The sequence below is a fragment of the Ensifer sp. 22521 genome (assembly GCF_052044795.1).
Taxonomy (GTDB): domain Bacteria; phylum Pseudomonadota; class Alphaproteobacteria; order Rhizobiales; family Rhizobiaceae; genus Ensifer.
On sequence record NZ_JBQENM010000003.1, the window covers coordinates 300,089 to 312,681 of the forward strand.

At 62.7% G+C, this 12,593-nt stretch carries 14 protein-coding genes; 3 read left to right on the forward strand and 11 right to left on the reverse strand.

The window, feature by feature from the left end; genetic code table 11:
- Positions 1-69: 69 nt before the first annotated feature.
- The 3 genes from catA to ACTJKE_RS05530 all read right to left on the reverse strand — a co-directional run bounded on the left by catA (position 70) and on the right by ACTJKE_RS05530 (position 2,564).
- A complete protein-coding gene (gene catA / locus ACTJKE_RS05520) occupies positions 70-1,008 on the reverse strand; it encodes a catechol 1,2-dioxygenase (RefSeq protein WP_058322763.1) in 939 nt (312 codons plus the stop codon).
- 73 nt (positions 1,009-1,081) lie between these two features.
- The gene (catC, locus tag ACTJKE_RS05525) at positions 1,082-1,372 is read right to left on the reverse strand and encodes a muconolactone Delta-isomerase (RefSeq protein WP_057251968.1); all 291 of its coding nucleotides are present in this window, start codon (positions 1,370-1,372) and stop codon (positions 1,082-1,084) included.
- A gap of 10 nt (positions 1,373-1,382) precedes the next feature.
- Positions 1,383-2,564, reverse strand: a complete 1,182-nt coding sequence (locus ACTJKE_RS05530; RefSeq protein WP_058329666.1) for a muconate/chloromuconate family cycloisomerase — start codon at positions 2,562-2,564, stop codon at positions 1,383-1,385.
- Between the two features lie 150 nt (positions 2,565-2,714).
- Between ACTJKE_RS05530 and ACTJKE_RS05535 the strand changes: the two genes are divergently transcribed.
- Positions 2,715-3,656: a LysR family transcriptional regulator gene (locus tag ACTJKE_RS05535; protein ID WP_058329665.1), complete on the forward strand. Its 942-nt coding sequence runs from the start codon at positions 2,715-2,717 to the stop codon at positions 3,654-3,656.
- Here the strand turns inward: ACTJKE_RS05535 and ACTJKE_RS05540 are convergent.
- The 6 genes from ACTJKE_RS05540 to ACTJKE_RS05565 all read right to left on the reverse strand — a co-directional run bounded on the left by ACTJKE_RS05540 (position 3,649) and on the right by ACTJKE_RS05565 (position 9,288).
- On the reverse strand, positions 3,649-4,530 hold the full coding sequence (locus ACTJKE_RS05540) for a sugar phosphate isomerase/epimerase (RefSeq protein WP_156437153.1): 882 nt from the start codon (positions 4,528-4,530) through the stop codon (positions 3,649-3,651). The two genes, ACTJKE_RS05535 and ACTJKE_RS05540, sit on opposite strands and share 8 nt — an antisense overlap.
- The gene (locus ACTJKE_RS05545) at positions 4,530-5,735 is read right to left on the reverse strand and encodes an NAD(P)/FAD-dependent oxidoreductase (protein ID WP_440635524.1); all 1,206 of its coding nucleotides are present in this window, start codon (positions 5,733-5,735) and stop codon (positions 4,530-4,532) included. The genes ACTJKE_RS05540 and ACTJKE_RS05545 overlap by 1 nt, the downstream gene beginning before the upstream one ends.
- A gap of 71 nt (positions 5,736-5,806) precedes the next feature.
- Positions 5,807-6,703, reverse strand: a complete 897-nt coding sequence (locus tag ACTJKE_RS05550) for a substrate-binding domain-containing protein (RefSeq protein ID WP_058329662.1) — start codon at positions 6,701-6,703, stop codon at positions 5,807-5,809.
- A 78-nt stretch (positions 6,704-6,781) separates the two neighbouring features.
- Entirely contained in the window at positions 6,782-7,093 is a 312-nt protein-coding gene (locus ACTJKE_RS05555; RefSeq protein ID WP_058329836.1) for a MocE family 2Fe-2S type ferredoxin, read from the reverse strand.
- Between the two features lie 8 nt (positions 7,094-7,101).
- Positions 7,102-8,136, reverse strand: a complete 1,035-nt coding sequence (locus ACTJKE_RS05560; RefSeq protein WP_058329661.1) for a sterol desaturase family protein — start codon at positions 8,134-8,136, stop codon at positions 7,102-7,104.
- Positions 8,137-8,286: 150 nt separating this feature from the next.
- On the reverse strand, positions 8,287-9,288 hold the full coding sequence (locus ACTJKE_RS05565; protein ID WP_058329660.1) for a LacI family DNA-binding transcriptional regulator: 1,002 nt from the start codon (positions 9,286-9,288) through the stop codon (positions 8,287-8,289).
- 162 nt (positions 9,289-9,450) lie between these two features.
- On the opposite strand from ACTJKE_RS05565, the gene ACTJKE_RS05570 reads away from it, so the two are divergent.
- Positions 9,451-10,176 (forward strand): glutathione S-transferase, encoded by a 726-nt coding sequence (locus tag ACTJKE_RS05570; RefSeq protein WP_058322755.1) that lies wholly within the window; start codon positions 9,451-9,453, stop codon positions 10,174-10,176.
- A 20-nt stretch (positions 10,177-10,196) separates the two neighbouring features.
- Here the strand turns inward: ACTJKE_RS05570 and ACTJKE_RS05575 are convergent, their stop codons facing one another.
- Entirely contained in the window at positions 10,197-11,330 is a 1,134-nt protein-coding gene (locus ACTJKE_RS05575; RefSeq protein ID WP_058329659.1) for an aminotransferase, read from the reverse strand.
- Positions 11,331-11,516: 186 nt separating this feature from the next.
- Between ACTJKE_RS05575 and ACTJKE_RS05580 the strand changes: the two genes are divergently transcribed.
- Entirely contained in the window at positions 11,517-12,086 is a 570-nt protein-coding gene (locus ACTJKE_RS05580; RefSeq protein ID WP_058329658.1) for a helix-turn-helix domain-containing protein, read from the forward strand.
- 317 nt (positions 12,087-12,403) lie between these two features.
- Here ACTJKE_RS05580 and ACTJKE_RS05585 read toward each other — a convergent pair whose 3' ends face one another.
- A complete protein-coding gene (locus ACTJKE_RS05585; RefSeq protein ID WP_440691372.1) occupies positions 12,404-12,568 on the reverse strand; it encodes a hypothetical protein in 165 nt (54 codons plus the stop codon).
- Positions 12,569-12,593 lie beyond the last annotated feature (25 nt).

Sequence of the window (12,593 nt, forward strand, 5' to 3'; positions counted from 1 at the left end):
GTGCTCGGTTCGGCTATTGCAACAATGTCGGTGTGGGGGCGGCGGCTCAGTCGGCCGCCGCAACAATGATCAGGCGGCGGCGCGCCTGCGCTGCTCGTTGATTTGGTTGTCGACGCCATTCACCAATGAGGTGAGATGAATGTCGAATTCGATCTCGGCGAAGGGGCCGGAGAGACCGTTCGCCTTGATGCTTGCCTCATCGGTCCGCTCGGTAACATCGGGCACCAGGCCGTCGCGGGTCGCATAGGCGAAGTCGTCGTTGACCAGCGGATCGCCGGCAATGTTGATCTGGGTCGTCAGCTTGCGATGACCGTCGGCGCTGATGAAGAAGTGAATATGCGCCGGGCGCTGGCCGTGGCGACCGAGCGCAGAAAGCAGTTGCTCCGTCGGGCTGCCCGGCGGCACGCCGTAGCCGTGCGGCACAATGCTCTGAAACTTGTAACGGCCCTTGGCGTCGGTCACGATCGTGCGACGCATATTAAACGGTGCCTGCACCCCGGTCGGGTCGAAGTGCGAATAGAAGCCGCGGGTATCACAGTGCCAGACTTCGACCGTCGCACCTTTCAGCGGTTGGCCGGCGGAATCATAGACGGTGCCGTGCATGATCAGCGGGTGACCGTTGGTGTCGCGGCCGTCATCGAGACGGGCGAAGCCTTCCGATGCCGGTGCGCCGGCGACATAAAGCGGCCCTTCGATGGTGCGCGGTGTCGGATTCTTGATGCCGAGCTCCTCGTCGATAGCGTCGAGACGTTCGTCGAGGAAGTGGTCGAGGCCGAGGCCGGGCGAGATCAGGCCGGCCTGGCCGGCAGCACCGATTTCGTTTAGCCAGGCAATGCCGGTCCAGTATTCGTCCGGGGTGATGTCGAGATCGTCGATCGCCTTGAACAGGTCCGACATCAGCCGGTGCACGATCTCTTTGACGCGCGGGCTGCCGCCGTCCTTGTCGAGGCCGCTCAGAACCTTCAGGAAATCTTGCGTCTCCGGCTTGTCGAAAATCTTCACGCTCATGATAAATCCTCCACTTGGATAGTTTGAAAGCGGGTGCCGCCTGCCAACCTCCCGGCGGCGGCCGAACGAAATCTCAGGTGTCATCCTCCCGGACCGACGACGGATGCCGAAGCAGCGGCGTCACCTCGATGTCCATGAATTTGAACAGCGGCAGACCCGAGAGGATCTCGTGCAGCTCGGCATTGTCTGTGACGTCAAAGACGCTGTAGTTGGCGTACTGGCCGGCGATCCGCCAGATATGCCGCCACTTGCCGCTCTGCTGCAGCGCCTGTGAATAGGCCTTCTCTCGCGCGAGAATCTGGGCCGCCTCTTCAGCGGGCAGGTCATGGGGAATGCGAACATCCATTCTGACGTGAAACAGCATCAGCCGATCCTCACTTCGCAACACTAATGGTCTTGCGCAGCCCTTCGCGCGCAAAGAACTTCAGGCGGTCTTCGTCGAGCTCGATCCCAAGCCCCGGTCCATCCGGCACCGTCAACTCGAAGTCGCTGTAGTCGAGCGGCGTCGCCAGAATTTCCTCGGTCAGCAGCAGCGGCCCGAAAAGTTCCGTACCCCACTGCAGATTGGCGAAGGTGGAAAACACATGGGCTGACGCCACCGTGCCGACGCCACCTTCCAGCATCGTGCCGCCATAGAGCTCGATGCCGGCGGCATCGGCGATCGCCGCCACGTGCTGCGCGTTGAAGAGCCCACCGCTCTGCTCGATCTTGACCGCAAAGACGTCTGCGCCCTTGGTCTTGGCAATCTCGAAGGCCGATTCAGGCCCGGTAAGGGACTCGTCCGCCATCAGCGCCACCGGAAAACGACGGACCAGTCGGTTGAGCGCTGCCGTCGACGCGACAGGCTGTTCTACCAGTTCGCAACCGGCATCGGCGAGCGCCGCCATGCCGTAGGACGCCTCGAATTCGCTCCAGGCCATGTTGACGTCGACGCGCACCGCACCGCGGTCGCCCAGCGCCTGCTTGATCGCCGCCACATGGGCGATATCGTCCTTCAACGGCTTCGCGCCGATCTTCAGCTTGAAGATCCGGTGACGGCGAAGGTCGAGCATCTTTTCGGCCTCGGCAATGTCCATGGCGGTGTCACCGGAAGCGAGCGTCCAGGCGACCGGCAGCCGCTTGCGTAGCGCTCCGCCCAGGAGTTCGCCGACCGACAGGCCGAGACGCTTGCCGTGGGCGTCGAGCAGCGCCGTTTCGACCGCGCTCTTGGCGAAACGGTTTTCCTTCACCGCTTTGCCGATGCGCGCCATTAGCGCCTTCACGCGGGTCACGTCCTCGCCGATCATGACAGGCGCGAAATAGGTATCGATCGCCAGCTTCATGCTTTCGGGGCTCTCGCCACCATAGGCGAGACCGCCGATCGTCGTGCCTTCGCCGATCCCGACGGTGCCGTCGCTGCAATGGACCTTCACCAGCATCAGCGTTTGGCCGGTCATGGTCGCGACTGAGAGCTTGTGCGGCCGGATCGTCGGCAGATCGACCAGTATCGTTTCGACCCGTTCGACGACGGAGACGAAGGCTGCAGTCGGAGAGATGGGTGCAGGGGTCGTGTTCATGGCGTGACTGTGCGCCGCGCACTGGGTGGCGTCCAACACCAAATAGGTTCTCTATGATACCTTCATGGTATAGTGTGATAGAGATTTCGCAGATTCATGCGGTTACCGCACTGCAACATACCGCAATGGTAGGAAAATGAGGGCCTGAATATGGATCTGCGCCAGCTTCGCTACTTCGTCGCCGTCGCCCGTGAGCGCAACTTCACCCGCGCCGCCGAGCAGCTGCATATCGCCCAGCCGCCCTTGAGCCGGCAGATCCAGCTTCTGGAGGAAGAGCTGGGCGTGCCGCTGATCATCCGCGCGAGCCGTCCGGTCCGGCTGACGGAGGCGGGCCGGTTGTTCTACGAGCAGTCGCTGCAGATTTTGGGGAGAGTCGAGCAGATGGTTGAGGCCACGCGCCGCGTCGGTCTCAACCAGAACCGCGTCCTGTCCATCGGCTTCGTCGCCTCCACGCTCTATGGCGGGCTGCCGACACTCGTGCGCAAGCTGAGGCAGAATGCGCCGGAACTCGATATCCGGCTATTGGAGATGGTGTCGGTGCAGCAGATCGCCGCGCTCAAAGAGGGCCGAATCGATGTCGGCTTCGGCCGGCTTCACCACAGCGATCCCAATGTCGTCGGCATCCTCATGCGCGAAGAGCGCCTCGCCGTGGCGATACCCCAGGGCACGCCGCTAGCCGAAGACACGTCGCCCTTGCCCTTGAATGCGCTCGCCGACCAGAAGCTGATCGTCTATCCGAAGGAGCCGCGGCCGAGCTATGCCGACCATGTGCTGAGCCTGCTTCATGCCCACGATGTGCGCCCTGCCGAGGTGCATGAAGTGCGGGAGATCCAGAGTGCCCTTGGCCTCGTCGCCTCGGAAGCCGGTCTGTGCATCGTCCCCTCCTCGGCGCGTCAGGTGCGGTCAGACGTCCACTACCGCATGATCGAGGGGGAACGCGCGACCTCTCCTGTCATCCTCAATCACCGGGTCGGCGACAATTCACGCCACATTGAGCTGATCAAGCAGTTGATCGAAGAGATGTATGCGGAAAACCCGCCTTGGCTTGGCCTCGAGCACAATCTGCCATTCCGGCCCTCCTTCGTTAAATGACGGGGTCCGGCACGCACGCGCCATGCGTTCGGTTGCCCGAAGGGTCTGCGCTCTCAGCCCACACATCCAGAACCAACTGCCGAAGCAAAAGCGCCTCCGCCCACCGGTCCGTCGTGTCGTGGCCGTCCCTGTCGGTGATCGCATAGGGTCTGGGGCCGAGCTCGCAGGTCATGACCAACGCGGCATCGTCGGCGGCACGGGATCGCCAGTGGCGAAAGCCGTAGCCCCACCACTCGCGGAAGAGATCGACCCAGGGGCGATGCTGCGGAAAGGACATCTCGATCTGGATCTGCTGGCACGAGCCGACGCGGCCGTGGAAGGCCTGGGCGTTGTGGAGGATGCGCCGGACCTGGGCGTGGCTTTCCTCTTCGACCGGAAAGGCAAACTCGCGGCCGACCAGATAGTGCGAGAGATCGGCGAGCAGCGGCAAATCGGGGCGCCGGTCCAGCAGGTCCAGCGTGAACAAGAGGTCGCTGGTGATCCGGTGGCGATGGGTTTCGACATAGACGGGGACACCCGCCCTTTCCGCGAGCCGCATCCATCCGTCCAGAAGCGGCAGGCAATCTTCCACCCGGCGCGGGCGGACGTCCGCCTGCAGGTCGATGTGGCTGACAGGAAATTCGCTCGCCAGTTCCAGGGTCGGGCGCAGGTCCTCGACGCTCCGGGGAAAACAGACTCCCTCGATCTTCAATCCGGTGCCGCGGATCACTTCGTTGAGGCGGACGACGTCATCACGGTTGGTGTAATGCGCGCTGATGCCGTCGAACCCGGCCTCGACGATAACAGCGATGTTTTCCTCGAGACCGCGTTCGCAGCCGTCCGCATGCCGGCGCTCCATCGCCCAGAGCGACTGAAAGACAAGCAACTTCTGCATCAGGCCGCCCGCGCGTTCTTCAGAAGCGCCTTCAGGTTCACGCCGGGATCAGCAAGCGCTGCGGGGTCTGGATTGATACCGGCGGCAATCAGCATCTCGGCGAGCTTGATGTCCCTGGCGACGCTATTGCAGGAACCGAGGCCCGCCGCGGCAAGGAGGCGCCCATCGTCCAGGTAGAACTCCAGCTCGCCGCCGTCGAGTTGGCGGATCACGCTCTGATGCTCCGGCTGCGGCAGGCCCGCGACCTGCAGACCGAGATCGTACTGGTCGGTCCAGAACCAGGGGATTGCGCCAAAAGCTTCCTTTCCGCCGACCATGTTGCGGGCCGCGGTCTCCGCCTGGCTGCGCGCATTGCGCCAGCTCTCGAAGCGAATGTACCCGCCGCCCGGCTGCGCCACCGCGGCGCAGTCACCGGCCGCAAAGATGTTCGGGTCACTGGTGCGAAGATAATCGTCCGTCAGGACGCCGTTTCCGGTGGCAAGGCCCGCCGCCTCGGCGAGCGCCACATCTGGCAGAACGCCGATCGCCGCGACGACGATATCGGCAGGCACCGCGCTGCCATCGGCGAGGAGAACGGCATCGTCGGTGATCGCGGCCATCCCCTGACCGAGATGAAACGCAACGCCTTCATCCTGATGCCGCGCATGGAGCTTGGCGGCAAAGCGCGGTGGAACCGCGCGTCCGAGCGGCTTAGCCGCCATCTCGATAACGCTGACGGTTATGCCTTTGCCGCGCAGAACGGCCGCGAGCTCCATGCCGATCAGACCACCACCGATGATGGCGATACTTTTTCCCGGGTCGGCGCTGGAGAAGATTGTCGCCGCATCCGCATAGGTGCGAAAGTCGAGCGCGCGCTCAGCCCCAGGGCATGTCAACCGCCTCGGGCGAGCACCGGTCGCAAGCAGCAGCTTGTCATAGGCGAGCACTCGTCCGCCGCTCAAGGCGACAGACCGGGCATCCGGATCGAAGCTCAGGGCCGATACGCCCTGAAGATAGTCGATACCGGCGGCCTGAAGCGCCTCGGCGCCACAGATCGGCTTCATCTGCACCGCGCCGTTGAGCGGCTTCGACAGCGGCGGGCGCTCATATGGCAGATGCGGTTCCGTGCCGGTGAGCGTGACGCTGCCGGTAAAGCCCGATTCACGCAGCGCAAAGGCCGCGCGGGTGCCGGATTCCCCGGCGCCGATGATGACGATGCCATTCATGGCTTGCTCCAAAGATCATAAGTTGGAGCGGGATGCGGGCGGAAAACCGCACGCACTGTTCCTCATCCCGCTCAGGAAAGGTGGCCGGCGCAGGCAGGAGAAATGCGCCGGCCGGGAGGATCAGTTGCGAGTCGCGTAGTCGGCCATGTGACGAGCTCGAAGCGAACCATCACTTCGCGTTCGACGGCCTTGCCGCGCGCCAGCGCGACGGCAGCATCGAGCGCGCTCGCCGACTGACCCTTGGCATTCTGGAACACCGTCGCATCGAGATCGCCCGCGGCCATAGCGGCGAGACCATCCTGCGTCGCATCGATGCCGACGTCGATCGGGCGCCCGGCCGTGATCCAGTTGGTCGTGAGGTCCATCGCGTTGGTGCGCGTCCAGGCCGCGGACTGTTCGTCGGCGATGGTCGCGCCCTTGCGGCCGCCGGCAGCCAGCGTCTCCTTGAACGACGAGGTGCGGTCCCGCGAGGCCTGGTGGGCGAGATCGCCCATCAGGATATAGACCTGCGCGTCACCGGCCTTGCCCTTTTCCTTGAGCAGCGAACAGGCGGCCTCGGCGCCCAGCTTGCCGGAGTCCGTCTCCCGGCTTCCGACATAGGCCTGCTTTACCGGCAACTGGGCGACATTGTCCGGCTGGAGGTTGAGATAGACGAGCGGAATGCCCGCCTTCTCCGCCGCTTCGCTGATGCCGGGGGCTGCCGAGGTATCTGCGAGCGTCGTGATGATCGCGTCGACGCCCGACGCGATGAAGTTGTTCACCTGATTGAGCTGCTTGGAGATGTCGGTCTGGGCGTCCTCAATCTGGACATTGACGCCTCCGGTTTCCGATGCTCTGGCGCTGATGCCTTCACGCAGCAGCGTCTGGAAGTTGTTGTCGAAGCTCTGCATCGAGACACCGATCGTCTCTGCCGAGGCAGCGCTTCCCATCAAGGCGGCCAGGGCAGCCGCCAGGTACATGGATTTCATGGTATCCTCCCAATAGGTGCCGGATCACCCGAGCGCATTCCTGAGACCCCGCGGCCTGATCAATGCTGCGTGGGTGCTCTAGCCGAGCGCCACGCGAACCTCGCCGTCAACGATTTCGGCGAGGTAGGTCTTCAGGTTTTCACAGGCCGGAAGCCGAATGGCTTCGCCGGTGCGATAGTCGAAGGCGCCGGAATGCTTGGGACATTCCACCTCGTAGTCCATGACCAGCCCATCGGCGAGATGGATGGCCTCGTGGGTGCAGAGGCCGGCGGTGCAATAGACGCTGTCATCCGGGCCGCGATAGATCGCATAGGTGCGGCCGGCGTGGTCGAAGCGGATTGCCCCTTCCTGTTCGATATCGTCCAGCTTGCAAGCGGGTACCCAGGTGATCACGTTGCTCATTCTGCAGCCTCCCCGATCGTGTTGCGCGCCTTGCGGGCTGCGAGTTTTTCCTTGCGCTTGCGGTAGCGTTCCTGCATCCGCGCCTCACCTTCCTTGGAGCCGTCGTGCCAGGTGCCGAACCAGCGATCGAGCGGGATCAGGGCGTCGCCGTAATTCACCTCGAAATACTTGTGGTGTAGGTAATGAGCATAGGCGTGGCTATCGATGACGGTATCCTCTCCGACCTCGACCTTGTCGAAGCCGACATGGCCGGGAATGGCGCCGAAGCCCGCATAGTGAAGCTGGTAGAGCATCAGGATCGGGTTCGACGGCAGGATCAGGTGGTAGAAGGCCGTTCCGAAATAAAGCAGATGCTCGACCGGATGCATCGACAGCGACGACCATGGCGACGGGTTCACCGAATTGTGGTGGACCGAATGCACCCACTTGTAGAGCAGCGGCATGTGGATGAGCCGGTGGATGCAGAAGAAATGGAACTCGTGGATCACAGGCACGATGAGCGCGACGAAAGCGAGCGTCCAGGGATTTTCCGCGAAGCTTAGCCACGGCGCATAGCCATTGGCATAGGCCCAGAGCATGGCGACCTCGACGGCGGTCCAGATCGTCACGCCTGAGAGAAAGGTGCGCAGGATGTTGTCGAGGTTCTGGCTCTCGAACCAGAAGGCCTTGCTCTTCTGCTCGGCCGGGAATTTGCCATTGTACTTGAAGCGGTTTTCCTGCCGTTTCAGCACGTAGAGGTGCAGTTCGAAGGCGCCATAGAAGAGGAAGACGCAGACCGCGTTCACCACGTAGAGCCATGCGATCCAGCCGATGCCCAAAGTCTGCATCGTCTCGATCGGCGGGATTGCCCAGGCCCAGTAGGCGACGGCCGAAGCGGCGAAGATCGCATTCCACGGAAAGAAATAGTGCGGCAGCCACTTCAGGAGCGCCAGCAGTTTGGGCGGAAAGGCAAACAGCGGCGCCGTTTCGATCGGCTCATTCGGCGCCCAGTCGCCGCGCTTGTTGCGCGTTCCATACTTCAAGTCGTCCATAACGCTCTCCTCCCGGCGGATCGCGGGCGTTCCGCACAAATTCCGGTGAAGGAGAGCGCCTTCCGGTTCACTCGGGACCGCGCTCTCCTTCTTGATAAAAATCTAGCAGGAGGCGTTCTGAACGGCGAAGGCTTGTTTGATCAAATTAGATCAAATGCTCTCGGCCGTGACGGTGATGAACCGAATAGGCGCCTTGTCCGGTTCCAGCTCTGAAAGACCGATCCGGCGCAGCACAAGGTCAAGGGCGCGGCGGGCCTGCGCCTCGGGCGCCTGGTCGAGCACGACGTCCATGATGCCGTCGCTAAGCGCCTTGCGCGTATAATCGGTCAACTCATGGCCGACGAAGAAAATCTCCCTGCCGCGCGGATGCCGGCGAAGAACATCGATCAAGGCGGCGTTCGCGCCACCGGCATTGTAGAGCCCGGCCATATCCGGATATATCTCGAGCGCCGATCGCAGCGCTTCGGCGCCGTAGTGCTCCTCGTCGCGGGTGAAGCCCAGCCAGTCGAACCGGCGCTCGCCCGGATGCTCCTGGAAATAGTCCGAAAAGCCGCTGAGGCGATCGCGATGGACCTGATAGATCGGGTGGCAGAGGGCAACGACAGGGCCGATTTCGCGCGCCATGCGGGCGATGAAGAGTGCTGCCGTTCGTCCGGCCGCGTAGTTGTCGATGCCGACGAATTCGCCCTGCTTCTCGGACGCCCGGGTGACGACATGGATCACCGGCACCCCGCGCGCAACGACCGTCTCGACCGCGGCGCTGATCAGCGGACTATTGGGCACGGCAAGGATCAGGCCAGCACGCGGAATCTCGGTCGCAAGAATCCGCCTGGCAATCTCGTCCGGCTTCATCTCCTCGGTGAAGCTGCGTTGCACCACGACAAGCGGATCGAGCGTCTCCGCGATCCTTTCGAAAGCTTTGGAGAGCCGGCGATAGAAGGTCGTTTCGGGGCGGACCATCAGCACGTCGATGCGCAAAAGACCGCGATGGGTGTCGGGCAGCGTGCGCGGATAATTTAGCGTGCGCGCGGCAACGACCACCTTCTCGACCAGGTCCGGGCGCACGCCGCCACGTCCGTTGAGAACACGTTCGACCGTCGCGGTTCCGACGCCTGCAAGTTCGGCAATGTCGCGATAATTCGGTTTGCTCACCTAGGCTTTCCCCTGGCACCAGCCCCCGTTGCTTCTCCACACCGCCATAGCATGCGTCGCGGCCTGTTCGACAGAGCGCGCCTTGCAATTGCTGCCTTGCCCTCGCCCTAAACCGCCGATGGCCTATATCAACCGGGTATCCGAGATCGGCAGAGGGCTTCCATGACCTATGAGTTGTACTACTGGGACGGCATTCAGGGCCGCGGCGAATTCGTGCGTCTTGCGCTTGAGGATGCCGGTGCCGACTATATCGACGTCACCCGCGAACCGGGCCGCGGCACCGGCGAGATGATCAAGCTGATGGAGAGCGCCACCGAAGCACACATCCCCTTCGCGCCGCCGTTCCTGAGGGATGGCGACCAGATCATTTCGCATGTGGCCAACATCCTTTTTTACCTCGGCCCGAGGCTCGGGCTCGCACCCAAGGAGGAGGCACTGCGCTGGTTCGTTAACGGCCTGCAACTCACCGTCACCGACTTCATTGCTGAGGTGCACGACACCCACCACCCGATCGCAACCTCGAAATACTACGAGGAGCAGAAGGCGGAGGCGAAGGGCCGGGCTTTCGAATTCGTCACCAACCGCATCCCGAAGTTTCTCGGCTATTTCGAGCGGGTGCTTGAACAAAACCCCGATGGCAGCGGCCACGCCTCCGGCGACGTCGCCACCTATATCGATCTCTCGCTCTTCCAGGTGATCGAAGGGCTTCGCTATGCCTTCCCGAAGGCGATGCGCCATTACGAGCGGCAATACTCCGAGCTTTTGAAGCTGCACGCTTCGGTGAAAGCCAGGCCGAACATCGCGGCCTATCTCGCGTCGCCGCGACGCTTGGCTTTCAACGAGAACGGTATCTTCCGTCGCTACCCGGAGCTCGATATCGAGCCCTGAAGGACAAACCCGCGTGCTCCTTACGCGGCGGCAGACTGTTGCTCGTGAAGAAACCCGGACAGGCGCTGCAGACCCTCGCGAAGAATACTTTCGCTGTTGGCGTAGCCGATCCTGAGATAGCCCTCCATATCCATCGCGCTGCCAGGCGTCAGCATCACGCCGGTGCGCTCTAACAATCCGAGGCAAAATGCTTCGGAGGTCATCGGCAGATCGTATTTCAGTAGTGCCGTGGTGCCCGACTTGGGCTTGACCCAGGAGATCCGCGGTTCGCTGTCGACCCAGTCCGACAGCACCGCGAGGTTGGTGCGGGTAATGCTCCGGCTGCGCGCCAAGATCTTGTCGCGGTTTTCCAGCGCCATTGCCGCGAAGTGATCATCCAGCATTCCGACGCTGATCGTGTTGTAATCGCGGTGAATCGAAACGGCATGGATCAGTTCGGGGGGCGCGACGATCCAGCCGAGCCGCAGGCCGGCGAGCGAAAACGTCTTCGACATGCTGCCGGTGCTGACGCCCTTTTCGTAGAGGTCTGCGATCGATGCCGTCAAACCGTCGCCCTCTTGATCCGTGCCGCGATAAACCTCGTCGCAGAGGATCCATGCGCCGCAGCCGCGCGCGATACCGACGATCTTTTCGAGGTAGCCGCAATCCATCAGCGCGCCGGTCGGGTTGTTCGGATTGTTGATGGCGATCAGCTTCGTGCCGGGGATAGCGAGCCGCTGCAACTGCTCGAGATCAGGCAGGAAACCGGTCTCCTCCGTCAGTTTCAGGATCTGCGTATCGGCGCCATAGCTTTCCGGGATCGAATAGTGCTGCTGGTAGGTCGGCAGCACCGAAATCACCCGGTCGCCCGGTTCGACGAGAGTCTCATGCACCAGTGCATTGGCACCGATCGCACCATGCGTGGTGACGACGTTTTCGATCGCCTGTTTCGCATAGAGGCTTGCGATCTGCCCGCGCAGCCGTTCGGAACCCTCGATGGCGCCATAGGTCAGCTTCAACGGCAGCAGTTCGGCAAGGATCGTGTCCGTCTTGCCCGCCATTTCCAGCAATTCCGCCACGGTCAGCGATTCAACGCAGGTCTCGGCGAGATTCCATTCGCAATGGTTCTCGTAGCGGTTCATCCAGATTTCGACGCCGAAGTCGCGGATTTTCATGTCAGTGACCTTTCGAATGTTGGGCTATGGCTGCGAGTAAGCCGGACCTGTCGGCGACGTTGAGAATTGTCGCTTGCTGTGACATGAAGCCCTTCCTGTTGGCACAGCTGCGCATGTGGCCTCCGTCGCGGTCGGAGGCACCAGAAATGGCTGGCCGTTGATGGTCGATCCGTATAGAAGAACGATATGAGCAATATATTGCACAGTCAAGATCGATCCGACGTGCTGACCCATGTCGCGGACAATCTCCGGCGCATCCGCATGGCGGCGGGACTGAGCCAGACGACACTGGCCAAAGCCTCCGGCATCAGCCGCCGCATGATCGTCGCGGTCGAAGGCGGCGACGCCAACATCAGCCTCTCCAGCCTCGACAAGCTGGCGGCTGCCATGAACGTCGGCTTCGTCGATCTCGTCAGGGACCCGTCTCGCCAATCCCGCGACAACATCGACGCTGTGACCTGGCGCGGCCAACAGGCAGAGAGCGAAGCGCGGCTGCTCGCTTCTGCCCCTGCTACGTCCGAAGCCCAGATGTGGCTCTGGTCGCTCGCCCCAGGCGAGCGCTATGACGCCGAGCCCGACCCGCAAGGGTGGCACGAAATGCTGTTCGTCACGGAAGGAACCTTGACGCTTGAGGTCGCTGGCGTGCGCAAGCGATACGCCAGCGGTACCTTCGCGGTCTATAGCTCCGCCCAGGCCTATGCCTACATCAATGAAGGTGGCGAAGTCGTGCGGTTCGTCCGCAACGTCATTTCCTAACTCACCGGTAGCCGCCTAAAAGACACAGCCCGGCGGGCAAGAGCCGGAGGGGACGCCGCTCCACACGACAACGTGAAGGCACCGGCTCACCAATCGCGGAAGCTCGGTCCGGCGCGATTGATTCGAGCAGACCCGAATGGAAGGATGCCCGGCACTCGGCGCGTGAGGGACGGGGATCTGCATGCTTCTGAAAATCGAGCCATCGGATGGCTGGATGCGCCAGGACGGCCATGCCGAGCGTGAGGCCGAACGCTTCGCCTCGAATGCGCGGCTCGCCTTCTCGCTGGCGATCGCCGCCTTGATGCTGGCGCTCTCGATCATCGTCGGGCGCTGGAGTCGGCCAGCGGCTGCAGGCCGAATCCCGCCACCTCGGCGATCGTCGTTTCGGCGGAAGCCTTCGCGGCAGGAAAGATCGACGAAGCCGGATCAGACAGGTGGGTGCGCCACAACGGCGTGCGTCTGCGCGGGCGCAGAGAAACCATCGACGCCTACGCCTACAAGTGATCC

Excerpts from the sequence above, each read along its gene's own strand:
- ACTJKE_RS05530 (WP_058329666.1), bottom strand. The coding sequence starts at position 2,564 with ATGAACACGACCCCTGCACCCATCTCTCCGACTGCAGCCTTCGTCTCC.
- ACTJKE_RS05550 (WP_058329662.1), bottom strand. The coding sequence starts at position 6,703 with ATGAAATCCATGTACCTGGCGGCTGCCCTGGCCGCCTTGATGGGAAGC.
- ACTJKE_RS05560 (WP_058329661.1), bottom strand. The coding sequence starts at position 8,136 with ATGGACGACTTGAAGTATGGAACGCGCAACAAGCGCGGCGACTGGGCG.
- ACTJKE_RS05540 (WP_156437153.1), bottom strand. The coding sequence starts at position 4,530 with ATGCAGAAGTTGCTTGTCTTTCAGTCGCTCTGGGCGATGGAGCGCCGG.
- ACTJKE_RS05535 (WP_058329665.1), top strand. The coding sequence starts at position 2,715 with ATGGATCTGCGCCAGCTTCGCTACTTCGTCGCCGTCGCCCGTGAGCGC.
- ACTJKE_RS05580 (WP_058329658.1), top strand. The coding sequence starts at position 11,517 with ATGAGCAATATATTGCACAGTCAAGATCGATCCGACGTGCTGACCCAT.
- ACTJKE_RS05585 (WP_440691372.1), bottom strand. The coding sequence starts at position 12,568 with ATGGTTTCTCTGCGCCCGCGCAGACGCACGCCGTTGTGGCGCACCCAC.
- ACTJKE_RS05570 (WP_058322755.1), top strand. The coding sequence starts at position 9,451 with ATGACCTATGAGTTGTACTACTGGGACGGCATTCAGGGCCGCGGCGAA.
- catC (WP_057251968.1), bottom strand. The coding sequence starts at position 1,372 with ATGCTGTTTCACGTCAGAATGGATGTTCGCATTCCCCATGACCTGCCC.
- catA (WP_058322763.1), bottom strand. The coding sequence starts at position 1,008 with ATGAGCGTGAAGATTTTCGACAAGCCGGAGACGCAAGATTTCCTGAAG.
- ACTJKE_RS05545 (WP_440635524.1), bottom strand. The coding sequence starts at position 5,735 with ATGAATGGCATCGTCATCATCGGCGCCGGGGAATCCGGCACCCGCGCG.
- ACTJKE_RS05575 (WP_058329659.1), bottom strand. The coding sequence starts at position 11,330 with ATGAAAATCCGCGACTTCGGCGTCGAAATCTGGATGAACCGCTACGAG.